General features: G+C 35.0%; 14 protein-coding genes. All 14 read right to left on the bottom strand.

Translation table 11 applies throughout. From position 1 onward, the window contains the following. Nucleotides 1-81 precede the first annotated feature (81 nt). The 14 genes from DW114_RS00005 to DW114_RS00070 all read right to left on the bottom strand — a co-directional run bounded on the left by DW114_RS00005 (nt 82) and on the right by DW114_RS00070 (nt 16,044). Complete coding sequence (locus tag DW114_RS00005) at nt 82-2,001, bottom strand: SPFH domain-containing protein (protein ID WP_117451177.1); 1,920 nt, start codon at nt 1,999-2,001, stop codon at nt 82-84. Between the two features lie 171 nt (nt 2,002-2,172). Further along, nucleotides 2,173-3,396: an RtcB family protein gene (locus tag DW114_RS00010; RefSeq protein WP_117451179.1), complete on the bottom strand. Its 1,224-nt coding sequence runs from the start codon at nt 3,394-3,396 to the stop codon at nt 2,173-2,175. Beyond that, nucleotides 3,393-4,499, bottom strand: a complete 1,107-nt coding sequence (locus DW114_RS00015) for a slipin family protein (RefSeq protein ID WP_117451181.1) — start codon at nt 4,497-4,499, stop codon at nt 3,393-3,395. Before DW114_RS00015 ends, DW114_RS00010 begins: the two co-directional genes overlap by 4 nt. A 785-nt stretch (nt 4,500-5,284) precedes the next feature. Beyond that, on the bottom strand, nt 5,285-6,193 hold the full coding sequence (locus tag DW114_RS00020; protein WP_117451183.1) for a WYL domain-containing protein: 909 nt from the start codon (nt 6,191-6,193) through the stop codon (nt 5,285-5,287). Beyond that, nucleotides 6,193-7,428 (bottom strand): WYL domain-containing protein, encoded by a 1,236-nt coding sequence (locus DW114_RS00025; RefSeq protein ID WP_117451185.1) that lies wholly within the window; start codon nt 7,426-7,428, stop codon nt 6,193-6,195. Before DW114_RS00025 ends, DW114_RS00020 begins: the two co-directional genes overlap by 1 nt. A gap of 77 nt (nt 7,429-7,505) precedes the next feature. Further along, complete coding sequence (locus DW114_RS00030; RefSeq protein WP_117451187.1) at nt 7,506-7,865, bottom strand: metal-dependent transcriptional regulator; 360 nt, start codon at nt 7,863-7,865, stop codon at nt 7,506-7,508. A 42-nt stretch (nt 7,866-7,907) separates the two neighbouring features. Next, a complete protein-coding gene (locus DW114_RS00035; RefSeq protein WP_394336411.1) occupies nt 7,908-8,273 on the bottom strand; it encodes an arsenate reductase family protein in 366 nt (121 codons plus the stop codon). A gap of 47 nt (nt 8,274-8,320) precedes the next feature. Further along, the gene (locus tag DW114_RS00040; protein WP_117451191.1) at nt 8,321-9,595 is read right to left on the bottom strand and encodes an alkyl/aryl-sulfatase; all 1,275 of its coding nucleotides are present in this window, start codon (nt 9,593-9,595) and stop codon (nt 8,321-8,323) included. A 155-nt stretch (nt 9,596-9,750) separates the two neighbouring features. Beyond that, entirely contained in the window at nt 9,751-10,233 is a 483-nt protein-coding gene (locus DW114_RS00045; RefSeq protein WP_117451193.1) for a GNAT family N-acetyltransferase, read from the bottom strand. A gap of 54 nt (nt 10,234-10,287) precedes the next feature. After that, nucleotides 10,288-11,229 (bottom strand): ABC transporter ATP-binding protein, encoded by a 942-nt coding sequence (locus DW114_RS00050; protein ID WP_117451195.1) that lies wholly within the window; start codon nt 11,227-11,229, stop codon nt 10,288-10,290. Further along, a complete protein-coding gene (locus tag DW114_RS00055; protein WP_117451197.1) occupies nt 11,219-12,310 on the bottom strand; it encodes an ABC transporter ATP-binding protein in 1,092 nt (363 codons plus the stop codon). The genes DW114_RS00050 and DW114_RS00055 overlap by 11 nt, the downstream gene beginning before the upstream one ends. A 9-nt stretch (nt 12,311-12,319) precedes the next feature. Further along, entirely contained in the window at nt 12,320-13,345 is a 1,026-nt protein-coding gene (locus DW114_RS00060; RefSeq protein WP_233511341.1) for an ABC transporter permease, read from the bottom strand. A gap of 2 nt (nt 13,346-13,347) precedes the next feature. Further along, nucleotides 13,348-14,295, bottom strand: a complete 948-nt coding sequence (locus DW114_RS00065) for an ABC transporter permease (protein ID WP_117451199.1) — start codon at nt 14,293-14,295, stop codon at nt 13,348-13,350. 90 nt (nt 14,296-14,385) lie between these two features. Then, nucleotides 14,386-16,044 (bottom strand): peptide ABC transporter substrate-binding protein, encoded by a 1,659-nt coding sequence (locus DW114_RS00070; protein ID WP_117451201.1) that lies wholly within the window; start codon nt 16,042-16,044, stop codon nt 14,386-14,388. Nucleotides 16,045-16,205: the final 161 nt, after the last annotated feature.

The following is a 16,205-nucleotide window of genomic DNA, read 5'->3' on the forward strand; positions in this document are numbered from 1 at the left end:
TATTCAGTACGTTTTAATTATTTGTACTGTCTACTTTTGAGAATCGTATCATATTTGTAACTTTTTTAGATATGATAAAGCTTATTCTTTGTCTTTATCAGGAAGCTCTTTTGTTACGATTTTGGATAACTGAGTTAAGATATCTTCATTTCCATTCAACGTAATACTTTCGACATTTTCTGAAATCTTTTCTAAATACTCTAATTCTTTTAAATGAGATAGTGCTTTACTATCTTCCATCATTTTGGCAGTATCCATCAATGTTTTTGTGGACGCAACATCTGCTTTCTGGGAAATGATAGATGCTTCTGCTTTTTTCTCCGCTATCAAAACAGTATTCATGATATCACGTATTTCATTTGGCAACGTAATATTTGTGATTCCAGCATCACTGATCTCAATAAATAAAGAAGCTCCTTTTTCTTTTAAACGTTTCGCAAATAAATGGTTAATATTTTCTTTCTCATCTATGAATTCTTCAATACGATAGTTCCCAATGAGTTCACGCAGATTTAATTGAATCAATGAGTATAACTGATGCACATAATTGTCAATTTCTGTATAAACTTGAATATAGTCAATTAGACGATAACGACATACAATATCCAAAGAAATGGTAACTTTGTCTTTGGTCAAAACTTCTTCATCATTGATACGCAGCTGTTTTAAACGTATATCAAAAATATCGACATGTACTTTTGTCTTAGTATTCCAAAAATAATAGGTACCTGCATCCAAAATACAGATAAGTTTATTATCATAGAATAAGCGTGCTTTTTCAAATTGAGATACTTCTATTTTCTGATACAGCGTATCTGGAATTGTATGGAAGATATAGCGTGGTACATCATCACTTACAAGTGGATGTGATATATCAATAATGGTAAAGGTATGTTTTTCCAAGACATTCCAAAATGCATGTTTTCCTGTAGACAGACAGTCTTTGAAAATTCCATCAATGTAATGCAAGGCCAATTCTTCATCTTTCACTTCCACAATTGTGATAAATGGCATCACTTTTTCGTTTTTTATCAATAATTCCATTGGGCAATGGGCAGAAAACACTGGACGTTTCATCCATTGTACCTCTAAATCTACACGTGTCTTTGATTTCCAGAAATAATAAGTACCTGTGTCCAATAATGCCTCAAATACGTTATCGTAAAATAAGAAGGCTTTTTCATCCTGTGATATTTCTTCTTTTTGATAAAGTGATGGATCTAGCAAATCAAAGATATAGCGTGGAATATCATTTGTTGCCATAGGATTTGAGGTATCCACCAGTGTAAATTCATGATGATCAAGCGTATTCCAGAATGCATATTTCCCTGTCGTCAGACATTCTCTAAAAACACCATCCACAAAATGTAATGCAAGTTGTTCATCCTTGACTTCCACCATTGATATATAAGGCGCAAGTTTCTCATTTTTCACAAGCAGTTCTAATGGACAGTTGATGGATTCAACTGGTAGTTTCATGGATAGAATTTCTAAATCAATATTGACTTTCGATTTCCAGAAATAATAGGTGCCGGCATCTAAAATATCCGTTAAGACATGGTCATAAAACAACAACCCTTTTTCATCCTGGTGGATGTCACCTTTGTGAAAAAACTTTTGATCCATTTGATCAAAGATATAGCGTGGGATATCATTTGCGACCATTGGTGTTGAGGTATCCACAATCGTAAATTCATGGAAATCAATGCAGTTCCAATATGCGTATTTTCCAGTTGTTAAACATTCTTTAAATGCACCATTGATAAAATGTAGTGCCAACTGTTCATCCTTTACTTCCACAACGGATGCCTGTGCTTGCAGTTCTGGATCCTTCAATAAGATATCCAAAGAACAGTTTTCTGAGTGAATTGGCTGGTCTAAAGATACGACTTCAATATCGTTATTGCCAAAGATATGATGATTGCCACTTTCCAGCAGTCTTGTAAATTTATTGTTTTTGAATAAAAAACCTTTCTGATTTTCATTAATGATGACTTTCATAAAATTCCTCCCATCATGATTTCTATATGTAGGATTATACTAGAAATTAGAAATGAAAACACGTATATTTTAAAAGTTCCTGTGAAATATGGAAATGGGTTGTAAAAACAAGGCGAATTGTACAGATTTGACTAGTGATTTATGGAAGAAAAAACAGGTGGAATACACCTGTTAAGATGATGCTTTGAAATTATACAAAGGATGGATCGTTTTTATAATATCTACGGTATCTGCGATATTTTTTGTGATATCTTCCATGGATTTATAAGCCATAGGGCATTCATCCAGCGTATCAGAATTAATAGATGTAGAGAATATTCCATCCATTGTATTCGCAAATTCATCTACCGTAAACAATTCTTTTGCTTTACCACGGCTATATAAACGTCCGGCACCATGAGGCGCAGAACAATTCCATTCATCATTGCCTTTACCAACACATATCAAAGAGCCATCACGCATATTGATAGGAATCAATAAGATTTCACCTTCTTTTGCGGAAACTGCACCTTTTCGTATCATATTATTTTCATGATCAATATAATTGTGTATTGTTTCAAAGTGATCAAAATCATCCAGTTTCATATCAAACATATGCTGGATTATGGTTTCCGCAATCATTCGACGATTTAATTTCGCAAATTCCTGGGCAATATTCATATCATGTAAGTAATCATCACGATAACTTCCTTCCAAGTAACAAAGCTCTTTTGGTGTTTTGATTTCCTTTGCTTCAAAGCTGTTTGCCAGTGCAACAAGGGCAGCTTGTATTTCTGATTTACGACCAGCTTCTTTATATTCTTTGATAATCTGTTCACGCTGTTCAAATAATTTATCTTTCCCACGCATAAGATCATAAGCAAGATTCTGGTAGTAATCTGCGATTTGTTTACCTAAATTACGGCTTCCTGTATGAATCACAAGATAGTGATTTTCATCATCATCTATATCAATTTCGATAAAGTGATTTCCACCACCAAGTGTCCCAATACTACGTTCAAAACGTCGTGTATCTTTTAATGAACGATAACAGCGAAGTTCTTGAATTGCTGGGAAACGTGTAATTCTTCCTGGATGTACATCAAAGCCATTAGGGACATATTTACGAATAACTTCATCCAGCTTCACAAAGTCAATAGGGGATTTTCCCAGATTGACACATAACATACCACAACCAATATCCACACCAACAATATTAGGGATAACACGTTGATTTAAATCGGCAGTAAAACCAATGACACAGCCAGCACCTGCATGTACATCTGGCATGATTCTGATTTTACAATCTTCCACAAAGCTTTGATCACAAAGGGTTTTTATTTGCTCCAACGCAGTATCTTCCACAACATCTGTGTATACAATGGCATTGGTATATGTTCCTTTAATTTCTATCATGATAATACCTCCTGTTTCTGTATAAATGCTGCTAATTGTGTAAGGATATCACTATTCCCATTTAAGGTGATATTTCCTACATTTTCGCAGATTCTTTCTAAATATTCTAATTCTTTTAAGCGATATAAAGTTTTGTTCTCATCTAATAATTTAGCGGTATTCAATAAAGAACGTGTTGACGCAACTTCTTCCCTTCGTGTAATGACATTGGCCTGTGCGCGTTTTTCTGCGATTAAAACCGTATTCATAATCTCACGCATATCACCTGGTAAAATGATATCTTTGATACCAGCATCTGTGATATCAATGTAAAGAGAAGCAGCCCGCTGTTTTAATTGTTCAAAAACATACGTACCGATTTCTTCCTTGTTTTCTAACAGTTCCTCCATCTTATAGTTGCCAATATATTCACGTAATACCAACTGTGCCATGACATATAATTGTGTTAAATAATCATCAATTTCAGTAAGAATTGCGACACAATCAGTAACACGATAATGAGCAACCATATTGATACGTAATGTGACTTTATCTTTTGTCAATACTTCCTGTCCTATGACATCTAACTGTTTCAATCGCATATCTACAATATCCACATCAACCATTGTTTTTGTATTCCAGAAATAATAAATACCAGCATCTAAAACAGTTATGAACTTCTGATCATAAAACAAGCGACCTTTTTCATATTGCGCAATGTTTACTTGTTGATAATAAGAACGTGGAATGTTCGCAAAGATATAGCGTGGAATATCATCCTCTACCATTGGTTCTTTTACATCTATATATTGTACTTTATGATTGTTTTCTATGTTCCAGTAAGCATACAAACCAGTAGGCAGACATTGTGAAAATTTACCATCGATATAGTGTAATGCATATTGTTCATCACCAACATCTATAATGGTAGCGTTCTTCTTGATTTCAGGAAACTGAATAAGTTTCTCCAAGGAACAATACATGGATGAAATTGGCTGGTTGATAGATAATAATTCTACTTTATCATTTGCGAAACAGTGATATGTTCCTGCATATAATAACTTAACAAATTTACTTTTCCGATATAATAAACCTATTTGATTTTCATTAATTTTAATTTTCATATTTTTCTCCTTTTATTTGATGATATGCATTCGTTTCAGCGGCAAAATCATTAAGATTATGAATGTATCCTGCGAGTAAAAACTGGCAGAATAGATGCATAATCGATATCCTAACTTTGGCAAGGCTGAAACAAATGAGATCTGTGAAAGCATCCAATCATCTTTTACTTAATAATTAGTCCCAAACTAATTGCAGGAGTCGAACCTGCGTAACGCCATGTTAAACCATTTTTTTAATAAGCGGATAGTTTCCGAAATACACACAAGTAAAGTTACTAGTGCATCGTTGTGGGATGAGAACCACTTCCTTGACCGCAAGGTTATTATAGGAAATATCAGGAAATAAATCGTGAAAAAAAAGTTGCGAACGATAAATATATGAAATTTTTTACCGATTATACTCGAAAACGACAGATTAGACTCAAGGCATTGACAAATAGCTTTGATTATGAAAAACTCAAATGAAAAAATACCGTTGACAACCATAGAAAGCCCGTTTAGAACCAGCCTATTGACAAAGATATAAAATAGTGAATGAATAAATTCATATTCCTGTTTACCAATTAACCTCAAAAGCTAACCAGTTATCCCTTTTCTATTGACATAGAAGGAAATACTTGATTGAAATATATATAAACAGAATACAGATTATCCTCGAAAATTACAGATTAGACTCAAGCTATTGACAAAAAGGGTCACACATGATTTCTATATACAGATACTTTAAAACATTATTTACACATAAAAAACCTTGGAACTAACCAAGGCTTATACATAGTGATTCATTATTTTATAGATAATGCTTTTTGTGACAATAAACGCCTTTTAATCTGATTAATAAAATGATTTGGTTCTATGACTTTCACAAATGGACCAAAAGATAAAACGCGAATCAATAGTTCAGATTCATCTTCTCCATCATAAAACACTTTGACTTGATAATGGTTTTCATCTAACCGTTTCGCTTCTTTTTCAAAATGCGCAAAGTGTAACATCACACGCTCTAACGCATTACGCTCATCTACTAATTCCATCACAAAGTATTTCTTTTCTTCTGTACGCACATCTTTTGGATAATGGAATGCTTCTTTGATTTCTACCTCTAATATACGAGAAATATTAATTGTATATTTTTTATGATGATATGCGATAATCAAACGGAACTTATCATCTTTTTGTGAATATTCTAATTGAAGTGGCATGCCATGAATGTTAGCACGTTTGCCTTTTCCTGTCACAAAATAGACGGATACAGAGGATTGATCATGCAAGGCTTTGCGAATTGTCTTAAAGTTTTTAATATAAGCGGGATCAAAGTAATCATCATGATCATGGTACTGATCAAAATAGACAATGTCATCCATTTGATAAAGTGGCATAATATCATCCAAGCCTTTAATAGACACATCAAATAATTGAATACGAGGATCAAGCAAAATAGCTTTTAACCAGCGTTTTTCTATGAGTGTAAGCGGCATAGTAGAAGGGTGTTTTACAGGTGTATGCATATCATCACATAAAAGCGGCCATTGATGATTCTTTAGCGCAGGCTCTATCGTTAAAAAGCTTTCAGAGAAGGCTGTTTCCTGAATGATGGAATGCATGATTTTCTCATTCAGGGTTCCTTTTATGGCTTGATCAATGATGCGAGCAACACTTTCATAGTAGCATCCATATATCTCATGAAATAACATTATGCATCACCTCCAATATCATATAATTCATACATTGCTTTTAAGTCAGCGCGAAACTGATTTTCAACAGTACGGTTTGAAAAATCCAATTGTTTTATACGACAGATAAAGGTACGAATCCAGGGAATCATTTCGTTTGTATCAAAAACATCAGCACGGAAAACTGCGGTATTTTTATCTAATCGTTCCACTTCACCAATCCGCTTTTCACGAACTAAGCGCTGATAGATAAATTCTTCATAATCAGAAAAGTAAATCTGAAATTCTACATGCTCGAGATGAATATTATGACTGCTGCAGCGAACACCCCACATATGTTTCTGTAGAGAAGATAAAAGTTCACGTTTTTTATCAAATTGTGAGGAAGGTTCTAATAAGGTCACATGATCCATATAATCCATACGATAAGAAGAAATACGATGATAATGTTTATGATATGCGAATAAGTATTGTCGACCATTTTGTGTACTCACAAAGATTTTTAAGGGAATCAAATCCCACAAGATATTTTTTTGATGCTGCTTATGATGAATACGCACTTCACGTTTCTCCTGGATTGCGCACAAGAGTTGATATAAAATTTCACTGTCTAATGCGTGTGCGATATAGTAATGTTTAAAAGTAAAAATGGAATCTTGAACAGATAATTGATGCATCAGATAATTACCAATAACACCCACCATTCCCATCTGTGCAAAGAAGCAAATAGCATCATGACAGGAAGAAAGATCTAGCGTATCGGCTCTGTGGTAGGATAATTGTTTACCTGTTTTTTCACTGACAATCAATCCAAGCTGTGTATACTCCTTTAACTTTTTTCGTACTGTAGCTTTATCAATCATCAAAGGATCCACAAAGCAGGAGAGGTGGTCCTGATCGATTTGATCTATGATTTCATTTAATGTATAGCATTGCTCTGGATCATAAAGGATATCTAATAAATAAAAATGCAGTGTGATATCAATATCTGTAAATGATTTGGCAAGAAATGCCTGATACGAAGGATTTTGTGTAGTATGACGGCTGTCTATGGATAAGAATACATTTTTTCCTTCTTCACTCTGAGTAAATCGCATATAATCTTTTAGATAACTTTCAATTCTTCTTCGTTCGTTATCATAAGAGCGCAAACTTTTCTGATCAAAATCCTGTCTACTTTTAAAACCATATACATAAAAATCAATCATATATGTTCTGATTTTCTCAAAGTTTTTTATTAGTTCTTGATATGCCATATCTATCCCTCGCAATCTTTTCTAATCATAGCAAATAACCAAAAGAAAAGAAAGCACTCTTATGCTTTCCTTTATGATTATCTACGATAATTTTCCATTTTCTCAAAAGTTTCATCACTGATGACATGTTCGATATGACAAGCATCCTCATCTGCATTTTCTGCGCTGACACCTAGCACATCCTGTAAGAAATTGGAAATTGTCTGATGACGATGATAAACACTTTTAGCGAGTTCTCTACCAGCGTCTGTCAAATGGATATCCCCATAACTTTCCTGTAAGACATACCCTTTTTCTTTTAATACATTCATTGCTTTATTTACAGAGGGTTTACTGACACTCATACGATTAGCGACATCCACACATCGAATTTTACCGGTACCTTCTAAAATCAGCAATGTTTCTAAATAATCTTCTAAAGATTCACCTAATAACACATTGATCACCTCAAATTTGTATACGTTTACTATAGCATAAATTTAGGCTTCTGCCCATAAGTTATCATAATTCTTTTCCTGAAAACCTACTAGAACGATATCACCATCAATTAAAATGGGGCGTTTGATTAACATACCATGATGACTTAAGAGAACAAGTTGTTCCTCTTCACTCATTGATGATAGTTTATCTTTTAGCTGCATTTCTTTATATAGATTACCACTTGTGTTAAAAAATTTCTTTAAGGGCAGTCCACTTTTTTTCCATAACATTGTTAATTCTTCCACACTTGGTGTTTCTGTGACAATATCACGAAAAGTTACTTCTATACCATGATTTTTAACGTATTTTACCGCATTGCGACAAGTACTGCATTTTGGATATCCTATGATTTCTACCTTTTTCATTTTCATCACCTGTGTATCATGATATGGTTTTTTGTGTTAAATTGCAATTATTTTGACTGATTCTTTAAATCATTTGCGCAGGCGATATAATAATTTCTGCCACAAGCACTGGTTTCTTGTTTAGATAAGGCCAACAGACAGTCGATTTCCCAGGAAATGATGGTATCATCTATTGTCTTGGTATTATCAAATAATGCACATAACTGTAGCGCATATTGGTATTCTTGTTGGGAAATAGCACGTGGTATTTCATTTCTTAATGTATCCTCAGATATCAGATTCATTAATTTAGAAGCCCATTCTTGATCACTTAATGGGTGCAGGTTGACAGGATTTCCATCAAACCATCCAACGTATCCACTATAAATACCTTTTACAGCCCATTCCAGACTGCCATAAAATTCTTGAAGATAAGGCAGTGAAGATAAATGTTCAGGTAATGTAACATGTGATACTGTTTCAGAAACAGACATACCCAAATTCATACAATGCAGGGTTTCATGCAGGATATAAGAGAGTGCTTCTTTATATTGGGAAAGTGTTTCCTGTATGTTTTTATGTGTAAAGATTGGTTTCATATGTCCAGGCAACAGGACTTCTGCAGGATAAGACATCAGAACTTCTAAAGAATGTATCCATTGCGCAATATCACGATACTGGCTTCCTCTTAATGCATAAAGATTAGGGAAGCAGGCATAAAAGTTATCTCCACAACATAATACACCATCATCTGGCAGCCAGATGAGCATTTGATCATCGGTTTCACCAGGTACACGGACAAGCTCCATTTTTATACCATCGATTGTGCGTGTGGTATCTTCTGTATATAAGGTAGTGATTGGCATAAAATCATAGCTGCCATCATTTACATATACACCTTCGCGCATACCAAGACCCTGACAGATACACTCATCATTGGTTAATCCACGCCCGAATTGTCTGGCAGTACGTTTCATTAAAACATCGTTTATTTCATTATATCCCTGTAAAGCAGGCGTTGCGGAAGCAAACATGATTGTTTCTTCTACACTGTCTTTAAATGCACCACTTCCTCCACGATGATCTGGATGACTGTGTGTGAATATGATTGTTTTTATCGGTTTATCTGTGTTTTCTGATAAAACGCTTTTTAAGCGTTCTCCACGGGCATTACTATCTAATGCATCAATCAGTACCGTAGACTTATCCCCTTCGATGACAACGCAGTTACTGTGTCCATAGCCACAATAATAAGTGATACGATCATTGATTTTATAAGTTTCTTTCTGAAACATTTCATCATGAAATTGTTTAAGTTGTTTTTCTCCATCATTTTTTAACATATATTCGACCTTCTTTCTTATCTATTATAATACGAATATGGTAAAAAGAGTATAAGGCACCTTTTGGTAACTATGGAAATATGAAGGCAATGCATAACGAAAAATAAGAGATTTCATAAATGACGGTGTATTCATCATTTTGAAATCTCTTGTTGTTAATCTATTAAATCTAAGCGCATATAGATCGAAGAGGCCATTGGGCTGTCATTATAAGGTTCACATTCAAAGAAACCATATTTACGATATAAATGAATTGCTTCTTTCAGGTAAGGAAGTGTATCCAAATACATTGTATGATAGCCGATGGACTTTGCTTCCTTCAGAATGGCTTCCATTAAGCGATCAGAGAGATGCTGTCCACGATAAGCTTCTTTTACATATAAACGTTTTAATTCACAGTGGCCACCTTCCATATGTTTTAAGCCAACACAGCCAACGATTTCATTATCCACTTTGACCACAAGGAAGCGACCAAGTGGCAAGCCATATATTTCTTCTAAATGCTCACGTTCATAATCATAATTTTGTTGAAGCAGGTATTGTGCTGCTGTTTCGTCTTGCTGAATCAGCATATTGGTATAATCTTCTAATAGTTCTAAGATACCATCATCCTGATATGCTAATTGGATTTCTGTCATAATGCACGCTCCTTTCAATGAGAAAACCAGGGCATTGTCAGCCCTGGCAATTCATTAATTTTTAGTAGATTTCATCCATTCATCAAATTCTTTATCTGTTGCTAGAACATAGTGTGTACCATCCACCAGATGTTCACTGCCGGCATGGTAATCCACGCCTGCTTCTTTATAATCGTAAGTAAAGGATTTACGTTTCTTTTCCAAAACTGGATTTGGGGATGGAATAGCACTTAATAAGCTTTTTGTATACGGATGAATAGGATTTGTAAAGATTTCTTCTGTAGTACCTGTTTCCACAAGATGACCTAGATGTAAAACACCGATACGATCAGAAATATATTTGACCATACTTAAGTCATGGGCTATAAATAAGATACTTGTACCAGTTTTTTGCTGGATTTTTTTCATTAAATTGACAACCTGTGCCTGAATAGAAACATCCAAAGCAGAGATTGCTTCATCTGCGATGATTAAATCAGGATTCATAATCAATGCACGGGCAATGCCGATACGTTGACGCTGTCCACCAGAGAATTGATGTGGATAACGGTTGGCATGCTCCTTAGAAAGGCCTACAAGCTCTAACATATCATAAACTTTCTGGTTACGTTCTTCTTTAGTCTTATATTCATGATGAATATCAAGCCCTTGTGCAATGATATCTAAAACTTTTTCTCTAGGATTTAAACAAGCCATAGGATCCTGGAAAATCATCTGCATTTTTGTACGTAGTAATTTTAAATCAGCATTGCTCATTTTCCCAGAAATATCTTTTCCCTGAAAAATTACTTTTCCATCTGTAGGTGTATATAATCGTATAATACTTCTACCCGTGGTGGATTTACCACTACCAGATTCACCTACAAGACCATATGTTTCCCCAGGATAAATTTTAAAAGAAATGCCATCTACTGCTTTAACAGTATATTTACGGCTGACTTTAAAGTGTTGTTTCAGATTATCAACAACCAGGATTGGTTCTGCATTAGTTTCCACTTTCTTCAGCCTCCTTTTTCATTTTCAAAATACGTTTTTTCAATTGTTCTGGCATTTCCACTTTTGGTGCTTTTTCATGACACAGCCAGCTGGCACATCGATGTGTACCTCCTAAATAAAACATTGGCGGATCTAAGCGTAAATCAATATTCAATGCATATTGATTACGTGGCGCAAAGGCATCTCCTTTGACCTCCACTGTCAGGTTAGGCGGCGTACCAGGGATAGTATACAATTCAGTATCATCAGTATCCAAATCAGGCATAGCGCTTAATAATCCCCATGTATAAGGATGACGAGGATCATAGAATATTTCATTCACACTGCCGACTTCTACAATTTTTCCAGCATACATGACATTCACAAAGTCCGCAACTTTCGCTACAACCCCTAAATCATGTGTAATATAGATTACAGACAGGTTTTTCTTTTTCTGAATATCCTGTATAAGCTCTAGAATCTTTGCCTGAATGGTAACATCCAATGCCGTTGTTGGTTCATCACAAATTAAAATATAAGGATCACAAGATAGTGCAATTGCGATAACAACACGTTGACGCATACCACCAGATAATTGGTGTGGATAGTTTTTCATACGTTTTTCTGCATCGGTAATTCCTACCAGATTCAATAATTCAACAGCTTCTTTATAAGCTTCTTCTTTAGATTTGTGATAATGATAAATCATTGGCTCCATAATTTGTTTACCAATGGTCATGGTTGGGTTTAAAGAAGTCATTGGATCCTGGAATACCATTGCGATTTTACGTCCACGAATCTCTTTTTGTTTCATTTTTTCGGACATTTTTACAATATCCTCTGTATGTTTTTCACCTGTGAATTCATCATACCATGTATATTCAATAGAACCACTTTCGATGGTACCATTATTCGCAAGGATACCCATAATCGCTTTTGTTGTGACAGATTTACCTGAACCACTTTCACCAACAATAGCAAGTGTTTCACCTTTATATAAGTCCATGTTTACACCACGAATTGCGTTTACATGGCCACTTTCGGTTTTAAATGATATAGATAAATCACGGATTCTTAATATTCTTTCTCTTTTTTCATTCATATGATTCACCTACATTTCTTTCATCTTTGGATCAAATGCATCACGAAGTCCATCGGCCATCAGGTTGAAAGACAACATTAAGATTGCCAGTACGACAACAGGAATAACCAATAGGAATGGTGTAACAAGGAATGATTTGAATCCATCATTAATTAATGTACCCAAAGAAGCCTGAGGACCTGGAATACCTAAACCAATCATTGCCAGTGTTGCTTCATAGAAGATTGCATTTGGAATAGACATCATTGCCATAATAATAATTTGTCCGAAGATATTTGGCAGTACTTCTTTGAATATAATGAAAAAGCTGCTGGCACCCAGTGTTTTTGAAGCAAGAATAAATTCTTGTTCCTTTATTTTCAGAACTTGTGCACGTGTAATACGTGCCATACCAACCCATTCAGTTAATGCAAGGGCGATAATAATTGTATAAAGGCTGGGCTTCATCAATAACAATAATAATGTCAAAATAACAAGTGTAGGAATAGAGTTTACGATTTCTTGGAAACGCTGCATCAGATTATCAACTTTTCCACCAAAATAGCCGGATACCATACCATAAATCATACCAATGAATACATTGATTAATACTGCGGCAGCAGCAACGAACAATGAAATACGACAGCCACTCCATACACGTACCCATAAATCACGTCCTAAGTGATCAGTACCGAAAAAGTGGTAGGCATTGGCATAAATACCTTCATAGGTGTTAACACCAGATTTTCCATTGAAGATACCAATATTTTCGATAAATGGGATACAAGGCCCTAAGAACTGACGTGGGGCATCTACACCATCATACGTATATTGGGATAACATTGGGAAAATAATTGCACAGATAATGATAATCAAAACGATAATACCACCAATAATGGAGCCTTTATTCGCTTTAAAGCGTGTCCATACATCTCTTAGAAAAGATGTTGCGGGTGTTACGGCTTCACTACTGATTTTTTCAATATCACCAATAAATTCAAAATCATTTGGCTCAAAAACGATATTTTCTAATTCTTTATTTTCCATGATTGCCATGATTAATTATCCCCCTTTCCTAAACGAATACGAGGATCGATAATACCATATAGAACATCAATCACAAGCATGATTACGATATACATAACACTATATAAGAAAGATACTGCCATGATAACATTATAATCACGTACTTCTATTGCTTTAACAAGTAAAGAACCAAGACCAGGCACAGCACAAACACTTTCTACAACCATACTACCAGTCATTAAACCGACAATTAATGGTCCAAGAACTGTAATCACAGGTATCAATGAGTTACGTAGTGCATGTCTGAAAATAAGCGTTCTTTTATCCAAGCCTTTTGCTTGTGCAAGCAACATATAATCACTACCCAGTACTTCAATCATTTCCGTACGTGTAAAACGTGCCACGTTTGCGATAACGCCCATAGATAGGGCAACCATCGGCAAGAATCCGGTTTTGATAGGATCACTGGAATTAAAGACGATAGGGAAAATAGGAATTTCCACACCGAATATAATTAATAAGAAAAATAAGAAAACGAATGATGGAATACTGACACCTATAACAGAGAGCACTGTCGCAAAACTGTCCCAGAAAGTGTTTCTCTTTAGAGCTGCCAATATACCTAAAGCAATACCAACTACAGCACCAATGATTACGGCGCCAATACCTAGCCCAAAGGAAATTGGAATTGCAGGTTTTACAAGGTCTACAACGTTCATGTTTCTTGCGATACCAAAGGAAACTCCGAAGTCACCTTTTACCATGTTTTGTAAATATATAAAGAATTGTTGCCACATCGGCTTATCAAACCCGTACTTATGATAAATCATGGCTTTTTGCGTTTCTGTTAGCTTTTCATCATTGAATGGAGTACCAGGCATGAAACGAATCATTAAAAACAGTACCAATACGATGATGAATAAGGTCACGATTGAAATCAGTAGTCGCTTGCCGATATACTTCAATGTTGACTTATCCATATTTTTCCTCCTTATGAAAATGAAAGAGGCTGTTATAGAGAATGTCTAAGGTTAGTCATTCTAGTACAGCCCCTCATGTATATTCTTAACCTATTCTGCTTTATCTAAGTTTTTATAGATAAATGGTACACCAACTGTGTGATTTTCAATACCAGTTACTTTTGGATTGATCAATGATGCGCCACCTGTCTGGAATACAGGTGATACTGCTGCATCGTCCAGAAGGATTTTTTCTGCTTCCTGTAATGCTGTCCAACGAGCTTTTGCATCAGCTGCATTAGCAGCATCCTGCATTTTAGCGTTATAAGCTTCACTTACATAGTCACCATAGTTATAAGAGTTGCCTTTTAACATTAAGTTCAAGTAAGTAGTTGGATCTGCATAGTCAGGTCCCCAACGTGTTAATGTAATATCTGTTTCACGTTTTTTCTGCATTTCAATACGATTGTTCTTTTCCTGTTGAACCATTTCAATTGTTAAACCAGGAAGATTTTTCTGTAACTGAGATTGTAAGTATTCAGCAGCTGGTTTAGCTGGATCACTTGGTTCAAATAATAATTTTAAAGTGATTTCTTTAACACCTAATTCCTGAAGACCTTTTTCCCAATATTCTTGAGCTTTCTTTACTGAATCAGCAGCGTTTTCTGTGTAATAAGCAGGTGCTGTTTCACGATAATCTTTTCCATCAGGACCTGTAGACAATTCTTTTGGAATGAAACCTTCAGCTGCGATAGAGCCATCTTTTAATACAGTATTTGCTAATTCCTGACGGTCAAATGCATAAGACAGAGCTAAACGGATGTTTTTGTTTGCAAGATATTTATTTCCAGTATCTACTCCATCACCAATGTTATACTGTAAGTACCATAAGTAGCCTTCCAGAATGTTCTTATATTTGTCTTTATCATTTTTATATTTGTCAACTAAAGCTGAATTCAATTTTGTATAATCACAGTTGCCACTTTCGAAGTCTGCAGCACTTGTAGAAACCTGTGGTACGATGTTAACAACAAAGTTATCTACTTTAACATTTGCAGCATCCCAATATTTTTCATTTTTCTTAAATTCAACTTTACTCTTTAAATCATGCTTTGTCATTTTGAATGGACCATTTGCAAGCATGTTATCAGGTGTAATTGCATATTGATCACCTTGAGCTTCTGCGAATTCTTCATTTACTGGGAAGAATACAGGGAATGCCATCAAGCTTAAGAAATATTCACATTTCTTTGAAAGTGTTACTTCTAATGTTTTATCATCAACAGCTTTAACGCCTAATTGATCTTTTAATTTTGCTTTTTCTTCATCAGTTCCAGCTGCTACGATATCAGCTGCCCCTTTGATACAAGCTCCATCCTCTGTAAATAAATATGCATATTCTGCATCTGAACTACTAACTGCACGTTTCCACGCATAAACGAAATCTGCAGCTGTGACTGGCTTATCGTTATCCCATTTTGCATCTCTTAATTTGAAAGTATAAGTTAAACCATCTTTACTCATTTCATAAGATTCTGCTAGTGCGGGAATGACATTTCCATCTTTGTCTACTGTTTCAAGACCTTCAACGGTTGCTGCGATCATTTCAAGGGACATACCATCTGTAGCATAAGTAGAATCCATTGAAATAAGGTCATTCTCTTTTGCAATCGTTACGGTTTTACCTGAGGTTGAATCTTTTGATGAACCACAACCTGCAAGTGAGAAAACCATTAGCGCACATGCTAAGACTGACACTAATTTTTTCATACCAATTCCTCCTCTTTTTGATTGATAATAAAAATGTTCAAGGGTCTACAGTATATAATTGTTAGCTGTTCTCCATTGAACATTTTCATATTTATCATTATAAGTGCTTTTCACAAATTTGCAATACTTTTTTCACAATTTTACAGACAAAATGTAAATAA

This window comes from Absiella sp. AM09-50 (assembly GCF_003433845.1).
GTDB classification, from domain to species: Bacteria; Bacillota_I; Bacilli_A; order Erysipelotrichales; family Erysipelotrichaceae; genus Hoskinsella; species Hoskinsella hominis.